General features: G+C 63.0%; 14 protein-coding genes and 1 riboswitch. All 14 genes read left to right on the top strand.

Annotated elements, in window-relative coordinates; translation table 11 throughout:
• The first annotated feature begins 23 nt into the window (after window positions 1–23).
• Window positions 24–506: a type VI secretion system baseplate subunit TssE gene (gene tssE / locus ACVI9W_RS22425; RefSeq protein WP_461531249.1), complete on the top strand. Its 483-nt coding sequence runs from the start codon at window positions 24–26 to the stop codon at window positions 504–506.
• A complete protein-coding gene (gene tssF / locus ACVI9W_RS22420) occupies window positions 506–2,326 on the top strand; it encodes a type VI secretion system baseplate subunit TssF (RefSeq protein ID WP_461531248.1) in 1,821 nt (606 codons plus the stop codon). Before tssE ends, tssF begins: the two co-directional genes overlap by 1 nt.
• Window positions 2,290–3,360, top strand: coding sequence for a type VI secretion system baseplate subunit TssG (gene tssG, locus ACVI9W_RS22415; RefSeq protein WP_461531247.1), 1,071 nt, complete (start codon window positions 2,290–2,292; stop codon window positions 3,358–3,360). The genes tssF and tssG overlap by 37 nt, the downstream gene beginning before the upstream one ends.
• Window positions 3,357–5,960, top strand: a complete 2,604-nt coding sequence (gene tssH, locus ACVI9W_RS22410) for a type VI secretion system ATPase TssH (RefSeq protein ID WP_461531246.1) — start codon at window positions 3,357–3,359, stop codon at window positions 5,958–5,960. The genes tssG and tssH overlap by 4 nt, the downstream gene beginning before the upstream one ends.
• Window positions 5,961–5,983: 23 nt before the next feature.
• On the top strand, window positions 5,984–6,736 hold the full coding sequence (gene tssJ / locus ACVI9W_RS22405) for a type VI secretion system lipoprotein TssJ (RefSeq protein WP_461531245.1): 753 nt from the start codon (window positions 5,984–5,986) through the stop codon (window positions 6,734–6,736).
• Window positions 6,733–8,076, top strand: a complete 1,344-nt coding sequence (tssK, locus tag ACVI9W_RS22400) for a type VI secretion system baseplate subunit TssK (RefSeq protein WP_461531244.1) — start codon at window positions 6,733–6,735, stop codon at window positions 8,074–8,076. Before tssJ ends, tssK begins: the two co-directional genes overlap by 4 nt.
• Window positions 8,073–8,786, top strand: coding sequence for a type IVB secretion system protein IcmH/DotU (gene icmH, locus ACVI9W_RS22395; RefSeq protein ID WP_157192110.1), 714 nt, complete (start codon window positions 8,073–8,075; stop codon window positions 8,784–8,786). The genes tssK and icmH overlap by 4 nt, the downstream gene beginning before the upstream one ends.
• 30 nt (window positions 8,787–8,816) lie before the next feature.
• Window positions 8,817–12,635, top strand: coding sequence for a type VI secretion protein IcmF/TssM N-terminal domain-containing protein (locus ACVI9W_RS22390; protein ID WP_461531243.1), 3,819 nt, complete (start codon window positions 8,817–8,819; stop codon window positions 12,633–12,635).
• Window positions 12,632–13,555 (top strand): type VI secretion system-associated protein TagF, encoded by a 924-nt coding sequence (tagF, locus tag ACVI9W_RS22385; protein ID WP_461531242.1) that lies wholly within the window; start codon window positions 12,632–12,634, stop codon window positions 13,553–13,555. Before ACVI9W_RS22390 ends, tagF begins: the two co-directional genes overlap by 4 nt.
• The gene (gene tssM / locus ACVI9W_RS22380) at window positions 13,552–16,047 is read left to right on the top strand and encodes a type VI secretion system membrane subunit TssM (protein WP_461531241.1); all 2,496 of its coding nucleotides are present in this window, start codon (window positions 13,552–13,554) and stop codon (window positions 16,045–16,047) included. The genes tagF and tssM overlap by 4 nt, the downstream gene beginning before the upstream one ends.
• A gap of 145 nt (window positions 16,048–16,192) precedes the next feature.
• The gene (locus ACVI9W_RS22375; RefSeq protein WP_045183963.1) at window positions 16,193–16,711 is read left to right on the top strand and encodes an Hcp family type VI secretion system effector; all 519 of its coding nucleotides are present in this window, start codon (window positions 16,193–16,195) and stop codon (window positions 16,709–16,711) included.
• A 94-nt stretch (window positions 16,712–16,805) separates the two neighbouring features.
• Window positions 16,806–17,903 (top strand): type VI secretion system protein TssA, encoded by a 1,098-nt coding sequence (tssA, locus tag ACVI9W_RS22370; protein ID WP_461531240.1) that lies wholly within the window; start codon window positions 16,806–16,808, stop codon window positions 17,901–17,903.
• Between the two features lie 85 nt (window positions 17,904–17,988).
• Complete coding sequence (locus ACVI9W_RS22365; protein ID WP_461531239.1) at window positions 17,989–18,552, top strand: GNAT family N-acetyltransferase; 564 nt, start codon at window positions 17,989–17,991, stop codon at window positions 18,550–18,552.
• A 108-nt stretch (window positions 18,553–18,660) separates the two neighbouring features.
• Window positions 18,661–18,867: riboswitch (cobalamin riboswitch) on the top strand.
• A 106-nt stretch (window positions 18,868–18,973) separates the two neighbouring features.
• Complete coding sequence (locus tag ACVI9W_RS22360; RefSeq protein ID WP_461531238.1) at window positions 18,974–21,109, top strand: TonB-dependent receptor; 2,136 nt, start codon at window positions 18,974–18,976, stop codon at window positions 21,107–21,109.
• Window positions 21,110–21,266 lie beyond the last annotated feature (157 nt).

Raw genomic sequence — 21,266 nt, 5'->3', positions numbered from 1 at the left:
GACTGTTTTCAAGGATAGAAAACATGAGCAACCAACACCGGCTGTTGCCCTCGCTGCTGGACCGATTGCTGGACGACCGTCCGTATCAATCGGTGGAAGCGTCTGCGCAGCGCTCATGTTCGCTTGCCGACTACAAGGCCAGCATCGTTCGCGACCTGGAGATTCTGGTGAACACTCGTCAGTCCCTGGTCGCCAACGAGCTGGAGGGGTTCACCCACCTGCACGGCACCATCCTTGACTACGGCATGCCCGATTTCATCAGCAAGAGCGTGCTCGACCCGCAGGATCGCGCGTTGATCCAACGCCAGTTGGAGAAGGCCATTACCACTGGCGACCGGCGCTTTCGCAGCGTCCGGGTGCAGTTGCTCGCCCAGCAAACCGGCCATCGCATGTTGACCTTCCGGGTAGACGCCGTGCTGCGTCTGCAGGACATCAGCCGCCACGTCTCGTTTGACGCGGTGCTGCAGGTCAACACCCAGGAATACAAAGTGCAGAACCTCAACTGATGCTCGACGATCTGCTGCCCTATTACGAAAAGGAACTGTCGCACCTGCGCTTTCTCGGCCAGGAGTTTGCTGCACAGTATCCGAAAATCGCCTCGCGCTTGCTGATCGAGGGGGACAACTGCGAGGACCCGCATACCGAGCGGCTGATCGAGGCGTTTTCGTTCCTCGCCGCACGGGTGCACAAGAAGCTCGATGACGAGTTTCCCGAGATTGTCGAATCGTTTCTGGAAGTGCTCTATCCGCATTACCTGCGCCCTACTCCGTCGATGTCGATCGTCGAGTTCAACCTGGGCAAGCAGGAAAAGGTCACCGAAGCCTATCGCGTGGCGCGCCACACCGAACTGCATGCCAACCCGGTGGAAGGCGTGGTGTGCAAGTTTCGCACTTGCTATCCGGTGGAAGTCTGGCCGGTGTCGGTGCAACAGGCCTCTTTCGTCGAGATGGAACGCTCGGCCTTCAACGGCCACAGCGCCGACCTGGTCGCACGCCTGCGTATCCGCCTGGCAGCCACCTCGGACGTGATGTTCGGCAAGATGGAGCTCGACAGCCTGCGCTTTTTCCTCGACGGCGAAAGCACCCTGATGCTGCAGCTGTACGAACTGCTGTTCAACAACCTGGCCAAGGCCACCCTGAGTTTCCAGGACCAGGGCCGCGCTCGCGAAGTCGCCTTGCCGGCAGACGCGCTGAAAGCCGTGGGTTATTCCCGTGACGAAGGCCTGGTGGACTACTCCGAACGCTCATTCCTCGGTTATCGCCTGCTGCACGAGTACTTCACCTTCCCCGACAAGTTCATGTTCTTCGACCTGTCGGGCTTCTCGCGCATTCTTCAGGGCAAGGACCTCGAGCACGTAGAGATCAACTTCTACTTCGCCGACTACGACCTGAGCGAACGCCTGGCGCGGCTGACGCAGAACATCGGACGCAACAACTTCAAGCTCAACTGCACGCCGATCATCAATCTGTTCCGCCAGCAGGCGGAGCCGATCAAGTTGTCGCACACCCAGCACGAATATGCGGTAACGCCGGATATCCGCCTGCACAACGCTGCCGAAGTGGTGTCGATCGACCGCGTGCGTCGGGTCAGGAAGCTGGGTGGCATCGATCAGGTCGGCACCTGCCATCCGTTCTTCGAACCGCGCGAGGACCAGGGCCAGGACAACAGCTTCTGGATCGTCCGCCGCCACGCCCAGCGCGAAGGCTCGAACATGCTGATCCGTGTGGTGGATCGCGACCTTGAGTTGATCGACGGCAACAGCGACACCTTGAGCATCAGCCTGACCTGCAGCAACCGTGATGTGCCGCTGATGCTGCCTTTCGGCGGCGAACGCGGCGACTTCAATATGCCCGCCAACTCGGTGATCCAGGACATCCGCTGCCTGCGCAAACCCACCGCCTCGGTGCGCGTACCGCTGGGCAACGGCCTGATCTGGCGGCTGATCTCGCACCTGTCGCTCAACCATATGTCGCTGGTGTCGCAGGGCCGCGAAGTGCTGCTGGAGCTGCTGTCGCTCTACAACTACCGCAACGTTTCGGCGATCCGCAAACAGATCAACGGTATCAAAGCCGTCAGCAGCGAGCCGGTAGTGGCGCGCATCGGCCACCCGCGGCCGAACTTCGTGCGCGGCGTAGGCATCACCCTGACCTTCGATGAAAGCCAGTACACCGGTAGCGGCGTGTTCCTGTTCGGCATGGTGCTGGATCACTTCTTTGGCCAGTACTGCTCGATGAACAGCTTCACCCAATTAACCCTACGCACCTTGCAACGTGAGAAGAGAGTCGTCCAATGGCCCGCACGAACCGGCGATCAGCCCCTGGTCTGATTGATCAGGCAAGGGCCGAGCCGCACCGATTCGAATTCTTTCAGTTGGTGCGATTGCTCCGCCTGCATTACAGCAGAACCGGGCGCATGGACCTGGCTACCCGACCGCACGAGGACCCGTTGCGGTTTCGCTCGCAGCTGTCGCTGAATTTTCCCGCCAGCGAGGTCAGCGACCTGCACTTCGAACGCGAAGGCAAGGTGTCGGCCACCGGTCTGCCGCTGTCGGAAGTCCAGGTCACGTTCATGGGGCTGGTGGGCCCGTCCGGGGTCTTGCCGCGCCCGTATACCGAGCTGTTGCTGGAGCGGCACATTCAGTACCGCGACGACGCCGCCCATGCGTTTCTCGACATCTTTTCCCATCGCATGACCACGCTGTTCTACGAGGCCTGGCAGAAGTACAAGTTCTACATCGAGCACGAGCGCAACGGCACCTCGGGCTTTGATCGCTACCTGCTCAACCTGGTGGGCCTGGGGCCGCAGGCACAGCAGCAGAAGTTCGAGCGCCGCGAATCGCCGTTGCGCCGCGAGCTGTTCAGTTACTTTTCCGGCCTGTTCAGCCAGAAGCCACGCAATGCGCTGAACCTGGAAGTGATGCTCGGCTTCTACTTTTCGCTGCCCGTGAAGGTCAAGCCGTTTGCCGGTCGCTGGCTGAAGCTCGACGCCACGCAATGCACGCAGTTAGGCCGCAAGAACGCCCGCCTGGGGCAAAGCGCCGTGGCCGGGAACCGGGTCTGGGACTACCAGTCGTGCGTGCGTATCGAGCTGGGGCCACTGGCGCTGGCCGATTATCAACGCTTCCAGCCTGGCACCGCGGACTACCGCCGGCTGGTCGAGCTGGTGCGTTTTTATGTCGGGGCCGAGCTGGATTTCCACATCGCCCCGCAACTCAAGTCCGACGCCGTTCCGCTGGCCCGCCTGGGCCGTGGCGGCAATGTTCGCCTGGGCTGGCTGGGCTGGCTCAAACGCCCAGGTGCCGACGTCGAGCCTTCGCGTTGCGCCGTTTTCCAAATTCCTTTTGATGGGGTCGCCCTGTGAACCTGAAGTCTCTGTTCGCCAAGCTGAATGAAACCAGCCGCACGGCCACTGAAAGCGCGGCGGCCCTGTGCCTGTCGGAGCAGCATTACGATGTCGAGATCGAGCACCTGCTGTTGCAACTGCTCGACAGCAACGACAACGACCTGCCGGCCATCCTGCGCCACTACGATGTGGTTGCCGAGCGCTTGCAGGCGCAACTGGTGACGGCGCTGGGCACCTTCAAGAAGGGCAATACCCGCACACCGGCACTGTCGCCACACATCACCCGGATGATCGAACAGGCCTGGATGCTGGCCTCGATCGAATTCGGCCAGGGGCAGATCCGCACCGGCCACCTGCTGCAGGCCCTGCTCAATGACGCCGAGCTGCGCCGGGTGGTGATCGACTCGGCACCAGAGCTGGACAAAATCAACGCCGACCACCTGCGGCTCAACTTCGCCGCGCTGGTCGAAGGCAGTGCCGAGTCGAAACTGGCCAGCCCCCTCGCCAGCCCGGCCACGCCTGTCGCTGCTGTCGGCAAAGCCAATGGCAAGACCCCGGCGCTGGACCAGTACACCATCAACCTGACCCAAAGCGCCCGCGAAGGCCGCATCGATCCGGTGCTGGGCCGCGAGTTCGAGGTACGGCAGATGGTCGACATCCTCACCCGCCGTCGCCAGAACAACCCGATCCTCACCGGTGAAGCCGGGGTCGGCAAAACCGCTGTGGTCGAAGGCCTGGCCCTGCGCATCGCGCAAGGTGACGTGCCGGCAGTGCTCAAGGATGTCGCCTTGCACACCCTGGACCTGGGCCTGCTGCAGGCCGGTGCAGGGGTCAAGGGCGAGTTCGAGAACCGCCTCAAGGCGGTGATCGAAGAGGTCAAACGCAGCCTGCACCCGATCATCCTGTTCATTGACGAAGCGCACACCCTGATCGGTTCCGGCGGCCAGGCCGGGCAAAACGACGCCGCCAACCTGCTCAAACCCGCCCTGGCCCGCGGCGAGTTGCGCACCATCGCCGCAACCACCTGGGCCGAGTACAAAAAGTACTTTGAAAAGGACGCCGCCCTGGCGCGCCGCTTCCAGGTGGTGAAGGTCGAAGAGCCGGATGAAGACAAGGCGATCTACATGCTCCGTGGCCTGCTGGGCAAGATGCAGGAGCATCACAAGGTCGCGGTGATGGACGAAGCCCTGGTCCAGGCCGTGCGCCTGTCCAACCGTTACATCACCGGCCGCCAGTTGCCGGACAAGGCGGTCAGTGTGCTCGACACCGCCTGCGCGCGGATTGCCCTGGCGCAATCCTCGCAACCCGGAGCGCTGGAAGACTGCAAGCGCCAGATCGACAACCTTCAGGCAGAAATCAGCGTCCTGGCCCAGGAAACCACTAAAGGCCACGACCACGCACGACGCCTGGCTGCACTGCAGGAAGCGCTGCAGGTCGAGCAGCAACAATGTCAGCGCCTGGAACAGCAATGGCAGCAGGAGCTGGAGCTGGTCGAGCGTCTCAAGGCCCTCGACGCCTCGACCGGCGAATCGGCCGATGCCAGCGATATCGCCGCGCTGCGCGCCGAGTTGAGCCGCGTGCAAGGCGATCAACCGCTGGTTCACGCCCTGGTCGATGGCAGTGCCATTGCCCAGGTGATCAGTGGCTGGACCGGCATTCCGCTGGGCAAGATGCTGCGTGACGAAATCGACACCGTGCAACGCCTGCCGGCCCTGCTCGGTGAGCGGGTGCTGGGTCAGGACCACGCCCTGCACGAGATCGGCAAGCGCATCAAGATTTCCCGCGCGCGCATGGAAGACCCCAACAAACCCATCGGCGTGTTCCTCTTGCTCGGCCCCAGCGGCGTCGGCAAGACCGAAACCGCGCTGGCCCTGGCCGACACCCTGTATGGCGGCGAGCGCAACCTGATCACCATCAACATGTCCGAGTACCAGGAGGCCCACACCGTGTCGAGCCTCAAGGGCTCGCCGCCCGGCTACGTCGGTTACGGCGAAGGCGGCGTGCTGACCGAAGCGGTGCGCCGCAAGCCTTACAGCGTGGTGTTACTCGACGAGGTGGAAAAAGCCCACCCGGATGTGCTCGAACTGTTCTTCCAGGTGTTCGACAAGGGCGTGCTCGACGATGGCGAGGGGCGCGAGATCAACTTCCGCAACACGGTGATCATCCTCACCTCCAACACCGGCACCGAACGCATCATGCACGACTGCCTGAACACCGAGTGCCCGCCGACGCCCGACGCCATCGTCGAAGGGTTGCGCGAGGAGTTGAACCGGGTGTTCAAACCGGCGTTCCTCGGGCGCCTGAGCATCGTCCCCTTCTACCCGGTGCAGGACGCGATCCTCGAGCGCATCGTCGCGCTCAAGCTGGAGCGCATCCGCAAGCGTTTCGAACGCAATCACCAGGCCGTGCTGAGCTACGACGACGCCCTGGTCAAGGCCATCGCTTCGCGCTGCACCGAAGTCGACAGCGGTGCGCGCAACATCGACAACATCCTGTCCAGGACCCTGATGCCGGAGCTCGCCCAGCGCGTGCTGGAGCGCATGGCCCAGGACAGTCCGATCGAGCGGCTGACGATCGAACTGGGCAGCGACGGCGATTTCGCCTATCGCCTGGCCTGAGCGAGTACCTACAGGTAAACACCATGGAATACAGACAAACAGGGAAGCCACCGGCAAGGCCGGTGCAGTTCAGGCACCTGACGGCAATGGCAATGGTGCTGGTGCTCGCCGGCTGTGGCGTCACCGACCGCATCGGCAAGCGCATGGACGACACCTGGGCCGCCGACATGCTCGCCGACAGCGAAAAAGTCATTCTCACCGCCGACGGCGGTAACCAGCTGAACCCCGACGCCAGCGGTACGCCGCTGTCGGTGGTGATGCGGGTCTACCAGTTGACCAGCCTCGAACGCTTCACCTCGACCGACGCCGATAGCCTCTGGGACGACCCGAAGAAAGCCCTGGGCAACACCCTGGTCGAAAGCCGCGAGATCACGCTGCTGCCGGGCATCGGCCAGATCGACCAGTGGCCGCTGAGCCCGGGCGCGCGCTACGTGGGCGTGGCAGCGTTCTTCCGGGTTGATGACAACGGCCGCTGGAAGGTCGCCTTCGACGCCAATTCGCTTCGCAAGGATGGCATCTGGTTCTCCTCCGACGGTTTGCGGGTGCTGGTGGACAAAACCGATATCACCGCCCTGCGCGGCGTCGATGTCCTCAACAAGCCGCCCTCCGCCGAACAGCTGGCCGCCGCTCGCCAGCAGGCCGCTGAGCCTGCGCAGAACAGCATCACCGACAAGGTTGAGGATGCCGTGCTGGAGAAGGCCGGGGACGTTGCCGGCCAGTCGGCGCAAAAGGCCATGGATTCAACCTTCAACTCTTTATTGGAAAGCGTCAAATGAGCAAGCAGAGCCGGGTGATGTGGTCAGAGGGCATGTTCCTGCTGCCTCAGCACTTCCAGTACCAGGATGAGTTCCACCAGCATCAGCTGGCTGAGGCGACGCTGCGCAGCACCCCGTTTCACTGGGGGGTACAAGCCTTGCAGGTGGACGAGGATGCCCTGGCCAACGGCTCCCTGCAGCTGAAGCGGCTGAAGCTGGTGTTCCCCGATGGCAGCCTGTTCGACGCGCCGCAGCACGACCCGCTACCCGCTGCCCGGGACCTCAAGGACCTGCTCAAAGGCAATGACCTGAAAGTCTACGCCGCGCTGAAACTGCCCGAGCCGTTTGGCCTGAACTACGTCGAGGACGGTCAGGAGCACAAGAGCGCGCGGCGTTTTCGCAAGCAGTTCGACACCCTGCCAGACCTCAACGAAGGCGACCTGGAAAACGAAATCACCAGCCTGCGTCTGAACGTGGTGATGCTGGTCGATGGCGACAACCTCGATGGCTACAGCTATTGCCCGGTAGCCAGGCTGTCACGTAACAACATGGGCGGCTTCAACCTCGACCCGCACTTCGTTCACCCGACCCTGCACCTGGGCAGCCACGACACCCTGGTGGGCATGGGCAAGCGTCTGCTCGGCGCGCTGCACGCCAAGAGCAAGGCGCTGTCGGGGCGGCGCCGCGAACGTGCCGACCAGATCGCCGAGTTCGGCTCCAGCGATGTCACCCTGTTCTGGCTGCTGAACACCGTCAACCGCGCCTACCCGCAACTCGCCCACTTGCTGGCCCACCCGCGGCTGCACCCGGAACGCCTGTACCTGTTCCTCGCCGACCTTGCCGGCGGCCTGCTGACGTTCACCCTCGACACCCAGCTCAACGACATCCCCGAGTACGACCACCACGACCCGGCGGCGTCGCTGGTCAAGCTCGACGAGATGATCCGGGTGCTGCTCGACAACGTCGTGCCCAACCAGTGCGTCGTCATCCACCTGACGCAAACCAAGCCTTCGTACTGGCAGGGACAGTTGCTCGATCCGCGCCTGACCGAGGCCGACTTCTATATTTCGGTGCACGCCGACATGCCCGGCGCCAGCCTGCTGGAGCTGGTGCCGCGGGCCTTCAAGGTCGGCTCGCCGGAAGACATCGAAGTGGTGGTCAACAGCGCCATGCCCGGCGTCACCCTCAACCACTCGACGCGCCTGCCCAACGCCATACCGGTGCGCCTGGACAATCAGTACTTCACCATCGAACCCCATGGCCTGGTCTATGAGCGAATGATGAATGCCCAGACCATCTGTTTCTACGCGCCCAGCGCCTTTACCAACCTCAAGCTTGAACTGATGGCGGTGCTCAAATGACCGAAGCCGTAATCCAGGGCGCCGTGACGGCCGCCAACGACAAGCCGGGCCTCAAAGACCTGGTGCAAGACTTCATCAGCATGGCGCTGATCGTTCGCCGTGGCCGCCAGGTGACCTCGATCAATGCCTTCGAGAGCAGTGTCGAGCGCTTCTTCGCCGAGCTGGAGCGCGATGCCCGCGCGGCCAACTACAGCGTCGAGCAAGTCAAGGACACCCAATACGCCCTGTGCGCCTTCCTCGATGAAAGCGTACTGCGTTCCGGTGACAACGAACTGCGTCGGCACTTCGAGCTGCAGCCCCTGCAGTTCCGCTATTTCGGCGTGCACCTGGCCGGGCAAGGCTTCTTCGAGAAGATCGATACGCTGCGCGCCGACGTCAAGCACAACCTCGACGTGCTGGAGGTCTATCACCTGTGCCTGGCCCTGGGGTTCGAAGGCAAGTTCAGCCTCGGCCAGAAGGACCAGCTGCGCTACCTGGCCAATACCCTGGGCCAGGACATCGCCCGCTACCGCAAGCCGCCCAAAGCGCTGTCGCCGGACTGGGCGTTGCCCGACCAGGTGTCGCAAATGCTCCGCTACGAGGTGCCGGTGTGGGTGTACATGGCGTTGATCGCACTGGTCTGCGTCGCTGTCTACCTGACGCTCGACTGGTTGCTGGACAAGGACGTTGCGGCACTGTCCGAACAAATCAGCCAGCTGTTCAGTGCCTGAGCACAGGTCAGGTAACCGGGTCAGGAAGACATGAAAACATTATTGCGTTTGTTGAAGAGTTTCTGGTTTATCGTGCCGCTGCTGTGGCTGGCAAGTCTGCTGGCCTGCTGGCTGGTGGCCCCGCAAGTGCCGTGGCTGGGTGAGCATGTGCTCGAAGCAATGGCGATCATCAGCGCCTGCTTCCTGCTGGTCATCGTGCTGCGTCAGTACCAGCGTATCCGCGCCGAGCACAACCTGGAAAACCTGTTGCAGATCGAAGCCGATCGCTCATGGAATGCCACCGGCGAGTTCCGCGACCAACAGGTTCTGCGTGACCGCCTCAAGCATGCCATCGCCATGCTACGCACCGACCGCTCTGCCGGTGGTGGCGGCTCGGCGGCGCTGTCGGACCTGCCCTGGTACCTGGTGGTTGGCATGTCGGCGGCAGGCAAAACCTCGCTGCTGACCCACTCCGGCCTGTCCGCCAGTGTCGCCACCGGCAGCGACGGTGAAAGCGGCACGCAGCACTGCGATTGGTACTTCAGCCCCGATGCGGTGATGATCGATACGGCCGGCCGCTATCTGCACGATGACCAGTCGGCCAGTGAGTTCTCGGCGTTTCTGCGCACCCTCAGAAAGCAACGCGGCAAAGCCGCAATCAACGGCCTGGTGCTGGTGGTGAGCCTGCCCGAGTTGCTGGCGGCAAGCGCCGAGGAGCGCGATAGCCTGGCCGCGCAGTTGGTGTCGCGTGTCGAAGAATACGCCGAGTGCCTGGACGCCAACCCGCCGATCTACCTGATGCTGAGCAAGACCGACCAGTTGCCGGGCTTCCGCCAGGCCTTCGAGGGCCTGGACCTGCACGAGCGCCAGCAACCGCTGGGCATGACCTTCAGCCTTGGGCAAATCCACAACGATGGCTTGCGCACGGTGCTCAACGCCCGCCTGAACAACCTGCACCGTCGCATCCGCCAGCATGTCGACGCGCAGATGATTGCCCTTGGCCCGGATGCCGACAGCACGCTGCTGCACTTCCCGCAGTATTTCACCGAACTCTCCGGGGTGCTGGAGCAGTTCCTACAGCACTTCGCCAGCGGCCGCCAGGGTGGCACCCCGCTGTTGTTGCGTGGCCTGTACTTCACCAGCGCCCTGCAGACCGAGCAACAGCTGAGCCAGGTCTATGAGGACGACATCGCCGAATCCTTTGCCCTGCAACCGGCTGCCGACGGCCAAGGTCAAGCTAAAGACAGCGGCAAGCCCAACGGCAACCGCAGCTACTTCATTACCGACACCTTCCGCCGGGTGATCTTCCCCGACCGCGACCTGACTCTGTATCAGTCGCGCCTGGGCCGCAAGCAAGGGTTCAGCCCGGTACTGATCGGTCTGGCGCTGGTGGCGGGCGTAGCGCTGGTCGGCTGGCAGAGCTTTGCGTTCGTCAACAACCGTCAGTGGCTGGCCGGTTTGCGTCAGCAACTGATCGAGCTGCAGCAGTCGCCTGAGCGCGAGCAACGGCTTGCCGCAGGCCAGGGCCTGGAACTGCTGCGTCAGCAGATGGCGGCGGTCGAAGCGCATCGCCTCAAAGGTGTGCCGCTGCCCTTGAGTGCCGGGCTGTATCGCGGCGATTCGGTCTACAACGCCACTCAGAGCGCCTACCTGCAGCAACTGCGCACCCAGGCGCTGGAGCCGATAGCCTTGCGCATGCAGGTACAGATGCGCGCGTTCAATACCTTCGCCAACAGCATGAACCAACAGCTGGACTTCACCCCCGCCCCGACAGCCAAGGGCAGTACAGCCAACAAACTCAATGCGCGGCTGAGCGCCAAGGCCAAACAGGCACTGAGCAAGACCCGCGCCGGCGCCTACGTCGCCCCGCTCAACCCGGCCACCACCAGCGATGCGGCGGAGTTGTCCGCCACCACCGGTGGGCTGTCGCTTTCCGAAGAGATGCTCGGGCGTCTGGATGAGCAGCAGGTGGCGTCCATCATCGAGGCCTACAACGCCTTGAAGCTGTACCTGGTGCTGACCGACCCGAAAGCGCATCCGGAGCCGGTGTTCGTCGCCTCGACGCTGCCCCAGGCCTGGGCCGCGTCGGCCAGCGAAACCACGCCGGTTGATAGCGCGGTCATCGCACAGAACTCGCCGGTGTACGTGCAACTGCTCAAGCAAGGTCAGGCCCCTGCCCTGCCGCGCAACGAACAGCTGGTCAGCGAGACCCGCCAGAGCCTGAAATCGTTCATGATCTCCAGCTCGCTGGTAGACCGTGAATACCTGCGCCTGCAGCTGGAGTCGAGCCGGCAGTTCCCGGCCCTGAGCCTCAACGACCTGGTACCAATGCCCGGCCGTTCGTTGCTGTATGCCTCCGAAGCCGTACCGGCGATCTTCACCCGCCAGGGCTGGGAGTCGTTCGTCAAACCCGAGCTGATCAAGCTGGTGTCCGGCAACCTGCGTAACGAGTCGGACTGGGTACTCGATGGCGAGGGCGGTGACAGCATCGTGCAGAAGGCCAACTTCATCCGCGAGTTCATGACCCGCTACAAGCGCGACTACACCCAGGCCTGGTACAGCCTGATCAGCAGCGTGGGCGTGCGGCATTTCGCCGACCTGGCTAGCGCTACACAGCAATTGTCGCTGCTCAGCGATGTGCAGAACTCGCCAGTGAAGGTCCTCCTGACGGCGGTCAACGACAACACCCAGTGGGACCTCCCTGCCCCTCGACAAACACCGCAATCGGGTAGCAAAGCCAATGACGGCTTCTGGGGCAAAGTCACCGGCGTCTTCGATGACAAGAACGCCTTGCCCGATGCCCTGACCTCGCCACTGCCGGCAGTCGACGACGGCAGCCTGGCCAAGCGCTTCGAACCGGTGGCGCGGGTGTTCGCCGAACACAATGCCGAAGGCGCCGACAGCACCATCATGGATCGCTACCTGGCGGCCCTGCGCAAGCTCAAGGTGCGCATGAACAACATCCAGCGCTCCCAGGACGTCGGCAAGAGCAGTAAACAGCTGATCAGCGAGACCCTCGAAGGCCAGCCGAGCGAAGTGAGCAACGTGCGCAACTATGTCGAGACCAGCGTCGACACCAGTCAGGGCGGCCTGTCGCGTTCGCTGCAGAGCCTGTTCAGCCTGCCGATCCAGTACGCCTGGGAAACCCTGCGTGACCCGGCCGGCGCGCAGATCGCCAAGGCCTGGGCGCAGCAGATCGCCAAGCCCTGGGAACAGGTCATGGCGCACCGCTACCCGATCTCCACCGCTAGCCGCAACGAAGCCTCGATCAAAGACCTGCAGCGCTTCGTCGACCCCGAGTCGGGGCTGCTGCCGACCTTCAAGCGCAACGAAATCGGCAACCTGTCCGGCGGTGAAGGCCTGGGGCTGGGCAGCGGCGCCAAGGCCACGGCGCTGGTGAACCCGAACATGATCAACAGCATCGACAAGGCCAGCTCGGTGGGCCAGGTGATTGCCAGCCTGTCGGACCGCGACAACGGCTTCGAAATCATGCTCGAACCCTCGGCGCAGTTCACCGACATCGTTTTCACCCTCGATGGCCAGCAGCAGCATTACCGCAACGGTCGCAGCAGCTGGAGCCGCTTCTCCTGGCCGGCCACCACGCCGACACCGGGCGCTCGTCTGGACGTCGTCACCTTGACTGGCGAGCGCATCAGCGTGTTCGACTTTCCCGGACGCTGGGGCCTGTTGCGCATGAACGAAAGCGCCCGGGTCGACGACCTCGACGGCATCCAGCAGCGCTTCAGCTGGAACACCGCCAGTGGCCGGGTCAGCCTGGTGGTGCGCAACTTCGGTGGCGTCAAGCTGACCGACCTTGGCGACGTCAAAGCACTGAGCGCTCTCAATGACGCTGGCAGGTCCGCACGGTGATCGGCTGCTTCGGCAAGCTCCCGGCGAGCGCGGACTTCGTCAGCCTGCATGGCGCGGCGGAGGAAGTCTGCGAGTTCGACGCCTGGCTGCAGGGCGCGCTGGCGGCCATGCGTCATCGCGACGACTGGCCGACGCTGTTCGAGCGTTTGCCGGTGTGTTTTTTCAGCTACCGCGCAGGCAACGGCAACTGGCTGCTGGGTGGCCTGATCAGCTCGCACGACGCCAGCAACCGGCGCTATCCGTTCTTCATTTTTCAGCTGATCAAGCCCCAGGACGGCGAACCACTGGTCAACCCCTTTACCCTTGGCGAGCTGTTCTGCGCGCAGATCAAACCGTTGCTGCACATGGCCGTGCAAGGCAGTTTCAGCGCGTCGCTGTTCGAACGCATCAAGGCAATGCGGCCTCTGCAAGGGCAGGACTTCGATCTGTTTCGCCGGGTACATGCCAAGTTCCTGCAGGACTTCAGTTTCGCTGATATCACCACAGCCTTGAACGATACATACCCGGCGTTCGACAGCACTGTGGCACTGACCCGGCTACAGGCATTGGCGCCACTGCTGCACAACGCTTGCGAGGCTGGAATCGGCCTGCCGTTGCCGGCGCAACGTGGTTTGAAGAACCCGACCGCCGACCTGTGGGTGACCTGGCTGACGCGCATGCGCGGCGGCAACGTCCCGCCCGTCAGCCTGCTGGCCGACGACTTCATGCGCCCGAAGCTGTACAGCTTTCCTTCCCGTCACAGTGCCAACGCCTACCGCGTGCTGAGCGCAACCGCTGAGGCCGCACAACACATTGAGCTGCTGGCGCCCGGCGAACTGCTCGAAACCTCGCGGCGCAGCACACCGCTGACTGATATCGACCGCCCCCTTGATCACGTTATCGACCGCTTTGTCGACGCGCTGGATGCCACGTTTGTATGAACAAGATCAAATACTACTGCTTGCGCTACCAACCCTACATTCTAGGGGTGTGCTTTTTCCTGACGATCTTTGTCGTCTGGGCCATTGGGCGCAGCCTGGGGTTTGCCTCGTTGCACAGCCTGCTGGCAGGTATCGGTCTGTTCCTGTTGCTGTCGGCGGGCTATGTCCTGCTGCTCTACCGTGGCGCATCGCAACACCACAACCTCGAAGCGCTGCTGCGTGACGACGCTGACCAGGCGGTGCTCAACGCCAACCCGGCCGACCGCGAGGAGGTCAGCCTGCTGCGTGAGCGCCTGCTGCAAAGCATCGAACGCCTGCACAGCAACAAGCCGCGTGGCACCCCGACCAAGGATGTGCTGTATGCCCTGCCCTGGTACCTGGTGATCGGCCAGCCGGCTGCCGGCAAAAGCACGATGATCTACCAGTCGGGACTCAGCTTCCCCTATGCCGAGCGCGAAGGTGCACGGGTCGCCGGCCTGGGTGGAACACGCAACTGCGATTGGTTCTTCAGCGCCGAAGCCGTGCTGCTGGACACCGCCGGGCGTTACATGAACAGCCCCGAGGAAGCCGGCAAGTGGCGTGCGTTTCTGCAACTGTTGCGCCAGCAGCGTCAGCGCCGCCCACTTAATGGCCTGATCGTCAGCGTCAGCATCGCCGACATTCTGCAGTCCTCGCCCGAGGACCAGGAGCGCCTGGCCAAGCGTCTGCGCGAACGCATCCAGGAAAGCTGCGCGCTGCTGGAAGTACGCCTGCCGGTCTACCTGGTGTTCACCAAATGCGACCTGATCCCCGGCTTCGCCGCCTTCTACCGCCAGCTCGATGACAGCGCCCGTGGTGAAGTGATGGGCAAGACCTTCTCGCACAAGGGCTATGAACAGGCCGATTGGGGGCAACGCTTCGGCCAGGCGATGGATGAGCTGGTCGGCTACTGGCAACAGGTGGCACGCCAGCAACTGGTGCTGCAGGACATCCAGGTCACCCGCCAGAACAACGCGGCCTACCGCTTCCCGCTGGAGTTGGCGGCGCTCAAACCACGCCTGCAACAGTTTGTCGACAGCCTGTTGCGCGCCAACCCCTACCAGAACGCCGAACTGCTGCGCGGTTTCTACTTCACCAGCGCACTGGACGCCGACCAACCGCAACCGGGCGGCCATACCCAGTGGGTCAGCGAGCGCTTCGCGCTGCAGCACGACCAGCCAGCGGCCAGCGGCAACGGCCAGCCGGGCCCGCTGTTCATCAACAGCCTGTTTCGCAAGGTGATCATCCCCGACCAGCATCTGGTGGCGCTGTACACCAGCAACCATCGTCAACGCCGGCGCAAGGCCGCCTGGATCGGTGGCGCCAGCCTGGCAGCGGTGCTGTTGTGCAGCCTGTGGGGCTGGTCGTATTACAACAACCGCAGCACCCTTGCCGAGATCTCCGCCGAGCTCACCGAGGCCGTCGCACAAGACAGCCAAGCCAGCGGCCAGTACACCGCCTGGAACAGCCTGGACCGCCTGCGTTTCTGGACGTCCCACTACTATCAGCAGCACCACGACCAGGGCGTACCGCTGCGCCTGCGCCTGGGGCTGTACCAGGGCCATGCGGTCGAACCGCTGTTGCGCAGCCGTTACTTCAGCTGGCTGGAAAGCGTGATGCTCAAGCCGACGGCAGACAACCTGACCCGCTCGCTGTACCTGCTGACCACCCTCAAAGTCTATCAGCGCAACAGCCGCGAGCTGATGCCAGTGACCGGCGTCGACAGTGTCGAACCCGAGGCGCTGCCGCACGACAACCGCGCCCAGTCGATCGCCGACTTCGGCAAGGCGACCCTCGACACCTACGTCATGCTCTCGCCCGCCCAGCGCGAGAAAGCCGACCCGGCCTTCCTGAAAGCAAAAATTCCCGACTACTGGTACCCGGCGATTGCCCGCCAGACCGGCAAAACCATGGCCGCTGCCGGCACTCAGGCCGGGGCCAATCAGGACTACGTGTACGCCAGCCGCCAGATCGAATTCTACAGCGACCAGATTCGCGAAGCGGACGTGCCACGGATCCTCGACAACGCCTTTTTGATCTCCAGCTCGCGCAACTACATCAACAGCCTGCTGACCCAGTCGCTGCGCTCGATCGAGACCATCACCCTGGAGTCGGACACCTTGTTCGCCTTCGCCCGTGCCGACTTCCAGAGCCTCAAAAGCGAAGGCCAGAACCAGTTGAGTGCCATCGCCAACAAACTGTTGAACACCCCCAACATCGGCAAAATCATTATCTCCGGGCACGCCGACCAGTTGGGCGACCCGCAAAGCAACCTGCAGGTTTCCCGGCAACGGGCACAGACCATCCGTACCTACCTGGTCGGCAAGGGTGTGCCTGGCGAACTGGTCGATGCCCAGGGCGAAGGCAGCCGCAAGCCTCTGGTCAACTGCGACATGCAGATGCCCAGGGCGCAGTTGATCAACTGCCTGGAGCCCAATCGTCGGGTAGAAATCGAAGTCCGCGGGCTCAATTGAGGCCGCGGCTGTAAAGAACCGGCTGCCGAGCCCTCACAGGAGGAGGTCAAGGCAGCGGCAAGCTACCTCTGTTGACTCGCTCAAAGAGGTCAAACGAAGGGACGTCCCAGGCGCCCCTTTATATGAAGGAAAGGAGAGTTTAGAAATGGCATTTGACGCATATATCCAAATCGACGGCATCCCTGGCGAAGTACTGGATGACAAGCACAAGGACTGGATCGAAGTGCTGGGCTACGAGTACGGCGCCACCCAGGCCACCTCGGCGACCGCCAGTTCCTCGGGCGGTGCTTCGTCCGAGCGTGTTGCCCTGAGCGACTTCAGCATCCGCAAGGCAGTGGACAAGGCTTCGGCCAAACTGTTCGAAGCCTGCTGCAAAGGCACGCACATCGCCAAGATCCAGTTGAACGTCAACCGCGCCGGCGGCGACAAGGTCACCTACCTGACCATCAACCTGGAAGAAGTCGTGGTGTCTTCGGTCAAAGCCGTTGCCGGTGGCAACCAGGGCGGCGAAGACAAAGCCGTCAGCGACCTGCCAATTGAAGAAATCAGCTTCAACTTCGCCCGGATCAAAACCACTTACACCCAGCAGAGCCGTGCCGACGGCCAGGGCGGCGGCAACGTCACCGGCGGCTGGGACCGGACTGCCAACAAAGTCTTCGCTTGAGTCGGTAGTACCAGCGGGCCGCGTCAGCGGCCCGTGTTCGGCACCGCGGCCAGTTGCTGGGCGCGGTGCTCCTTAATTCTGAGCAGAGTGCTTTATGGCTGAATTTCTCAACGACTTTTCGCTGGCCGGACTGACAGCGCCGATTGAGGGCGGGAGCGGCGAAGACTTGAGCTTTTCCACCTTGTTCGACCAGATCAAGGAGGCTCGCCGGGCAGATCCCGACTACCTGACCCTGGGCGACTGGCAAACCGACCTGAAATCCGCCGACTGGGACCTGACCATCAACCTGTCGGCCCAAGGGCTGACGCAACAGAGCAAGGACCTGATGCTGGTGGCCTGGCTCAACGAAGGCATGGCGCAACGCCATCACTTCGAGGGCATCACCTTCGGCCTGAACCTGGCCGAGCAGATCCTGCAGTCCTTCTGGGACACCCTTTACCCCTCTTTGGAAGAAGGCCTGGACGAACGCGCCGCGCGGCTGTCCTGGCTGAAAACCTCACTCACCGACATCGTCGGTGGTTTGCCCATTACTCAAGGGCAGCATTTCGGCGTGCTTCGTTATGACGAATCCCGTCACGTGGAAAACCTCGCCCTGCAGAACCCCAAGGCCATGCAGGTGGCCCTCGACGAAGGCAAGATCAACGCCGAGATCTTCCAGCGCTCGGTGGTGCTCAGCGACTCGGACCACTTGCGCCAAAAGGCCTTGCAGATCGCCGACAGCCTCACGGCCTGCCGCCAGCTACAACAGACCATAGACCGCCTGTTCGGTGCTGAAGCGCCAAGCTTCGCGAGCCTCGTCGACATCCTCGCGCGGGCCAGCCAACTGGCGGAGAAACTGCTGAAAGACCGTGGCATCGAACTCAGCCCGCCCGTGCCGACACCGACTGAAGCGGTCGCCGACACCTCCCCTTCCCCCGCGCCAGGTGTCACCATGAACAACCTTGTCCAGGACGCGCCAGCCGCCCCGATGCGGACCACGCCACTGACCCGCGACGAAGCCTTCACCATGCTTGCCGGTATTGCCCAGTTCTTCAAGCACAGCGAGCCGCAGAGCCCGGTGCCTTATCTGATCGAACGGGCGATCAAGTGGGGCAACATGCCGCTCGAAGGCTGGCTGAGCGATGTGATCAAGGACAGCAATGTGGTCGATAACATTCGCGATGTGCTTGGCACCCGCGAACCGCGTACCTGATCCGCTGGCGAGGGCGGCATGCACAAACAGTTGCATGCCGGCACCAACGCTTTCAGACTCGCGGTTCACCTTGCCAGGAACCGCCATGATCAACATCCGCCCCATGACCACCGCCGACTTCGACCGCTTCTGGCCGACCTTCCAGGCCATTGTCGCTGCCCGCGAAACCTATGCCTTTGACCCGGCCATGAGCCAGGAACAGGCGCGTCAGCTGTGGCTGGAGGCACCGCTGCACACCCTGGTGGCCGAAGAGGATGGCGAACTGCTCGGTTCCTACTACCTCAAGGCCAATGCCGCCGGCCCGGGCAATCATGTAAGCAATTGCGGCTACATGGTCAGCGACGCTGCGCGTGGGCGCGGTGTCGCCCGGTTGATGTGCGAGCACTCGCAACGCCTGGCCCGCGAACAGGGTTTTCTGGCCATGCAGTTCAACTCGGTAGTGTCGAGCAATGAGGTGGCGGTGGCCTTGTGGCAAAAGCTGGGTTTCGAGGTGGTCGGGCGCTTGCCGCGGGCGTATCGGCATGCGCGTCTGGGGTTGGTCGATTGCCTGGTGATGTACAAGTGGCTGGAGCAACCCCAGCAACCGCAACCCATGCTGATCGGGCGCAAGAACATCGAGGCAGTAGTGTCGCGCAAGCGCGGACGTTGATTATCGCGGGGCAAGCCCGCTCCCACCGAGGCTGCAAGAGTCCCGGTGGGAGCGGGCTTGCCCCGCGAAGCTTTTGCAACTCATTGACTGCAAAGACTTTCAATGTTCAGATGCGCGCCAGTTTCAGGTGTCCTGCGCCGCCGTGCGCAGGGTGAAACGGGAAGCCGGTGCGTCACTCAAAGTGACCAGTCCGGCGCTGCCCCCGCAACGGTAAGCGAGCGAAGCCTTCGAAACACCACTGTGCCCTGGCATGGGAAGGTGAAGGCCTTCATGACCCTCGCAAGCCCGGAGACCGGCCTGAAGCTTCGTTTGGCAACCCCGCGGTGGGCGGGCGCAGGCCGGTTTGCGGGCGCCTGCGCGCGCAATTCCTCCATGCGTTGTTCCCTCCGGGATTCATTCTTCCAGCAGATTGTGGAACGACATGTCCCGTTACTCCAAGCTTCATACCCTGGCGGCCAATGCCCTGGCGCCTTGCCTGGCATTCTCCTTGCCAACCTACGCCGCTGAAACCGGCACCCTGGCCCTGCCCTCGACGGCCATCACCAGCAGCAGCGACAACGTCCCCATCAGCCTGGCCACGCCACTGCCAGCCGGTTCGCGCCTGAACCTCAGCGCCATGGACACCCCGGCGAGCACCAGCAGCATCAGTGCCGAGGTAATCGAAGGGCGCAACAATCGCACGGTTCAGGACGCCGTCAGTCGCTCACCGGGCATCACCTCGGTGGCCACCCCGGGCAACGGCAACACCGCCCTCTCGGCCCGTGGCTTTGAAGGCCACGGCTCGGTGATGACCCTGTTCGACGGCTCGCGAATGTACACCGGTGCCGGCACCCAGACCTTTCCGGTCGACCCGTGGATGGTCGAGCGCATCGACATCATCCGTGGCCCGGCTTCGGTACTCTATGGCGAAGGCGCCACCGGCGCGGTGATCAATGTGATTCCGAAGAAGCCCTTCGCCGGTGAGATTCACAACCAGCTGCGCCTGGGCTACGGCGCCTATGACCGTCAGCAACTGGGCCTGGACAGTGGCGGTTCGCTGAGCGAGCGCCTGAGCTACCGGGTGACCCTCAACCGCCAGCAAAGCAACGGCTGGGTGGATCGCGGCGACTCGAAAAACCTGGCCATGAGCGCCGCCCTGCGTTTTGACGCCAGCGACGACCTGAGCTTCACCCTGGCCCACGAACGTGGCGACGCCGAGCCGATGAACTACTTCGGCACACCGCTGATTGACGGCCACTACCGCGACAGCCTGCGCAAGAAGAACTACAACGTGCGCGATGACGAGCAGCGCTACCACGACGAGTGGACCCGCCTGAACACCGACTGGACCCTCAGCGATTCGATCAGTGCCAGCAACCAGCTGTACTACATCAAGAGCCGTCGGCACTGGCGCAACGCCGAAGACTACACCTGGGACAGCGCGCAGGGGCAACTGCAGCGCGGCAGCTACCTGGAGATCAAACACGACCAGGAACAGGTCGGCGATCGCCAGAGCTTTACCTTCGATCACACGCTGTTCGGCCTGGCCAGCAAGACCGTGGTCGGCGCCGAGTTCAACCGTATCCGCTTCGGCATCAACAGCAACTCACCGTACAACGATATCGGCGGCGACTTCATCGATCCGTGGAACCCGGCGCCAGGCTACTTCCACAGCAACAGCCTGACCCGTCCGCAATCCCAGAGCACCACCCGCACCTTTGCCCTGTTCGCCGAAAACCGCACCCAGCTGTCTGAACGCTGGTCGCTGGTGACCGGCGTTCGCCGCGACCAGAACCACATCGACCGTGACAACCTGGTCGACAACAGCCGCACCGACCGCAGCCTCAACGGTGGCAACTGGCGTGCCGGGCTGGTGTTTGCGGTAACCGATGAACTGTCGCTGTATGGCCAGTACTCCACCAGCGAAGATGGTGTCAGCGACCTGGTCACCCTCAGCCCCAGCCAGCAGAACTTCGACCTGACCGAAGCCAGGCAGACCGAGTTCGGCCTCAAGCAACTGTTCTGGGACGGCCGTGGCGAGTGGACGCTGGCGGCCTATCACATCGTCAAGAAGAAGCTGCTGGTCGACGACCCGATCACCCACCAGAAACAGCAGGCCGGACAGCAGACTTCCGACGGCCTGGAAGCGACCCTGGAACTGGCCCTGGCCAACCAGTGGCAGGTCTCGGCCAACGCCTCGGTGGTACGTGCCAGGTACGACGATTTCGACCAGACCGTGAGCGGCCAGTCGCTGTCGCGTGCGGGCAACCGCCCGAGCAATGTGCCGCGGCGCACTGCCAACCTGTGGGTGAGCAAAGGTCTGGGGTATGGGGTGGATGCCGGCATCGGCCTGCGCTATGTCGATGAGCGCTACGCCAACATCGCCAACACCCAGACGGTTCCCGGTTTTACCGTGGTCGATGCCAATCTCGGCTGGCAGGTACTGCCGGATGTACGCCTGGGCCTGCAGTTGAACAACCTGCTGGACCGCCGTTACGCCGCCACCGCCCACAGTGGCGAGCAGTGGTTGATGGGTGAGCCGCGCTCGTACTTCGCGACGCTGGATTACAGCTTCTGACATTGCCCCGCGATTGCGGTTGTTCAGTCACATTGCATCGCGGGGCAAGCCCGCTCCCACCGCAGCAAGCCAAGTGGATAACCGGGAAAACATGATTATGCTTCAAGAAGCCTTGCAGCATTGCGAGACCGCCACCCCCAGGGCCAGGGTGCGGTAG

This window comes from Pseudomonas sp. 210_17 TE3656, assembly GCF_054821965.1.
The sequence above is the reverse complement of the archived record's forward strand: the minus strand, read 5'-3'. Positions and strand labels throughout refer to the sequence as shown.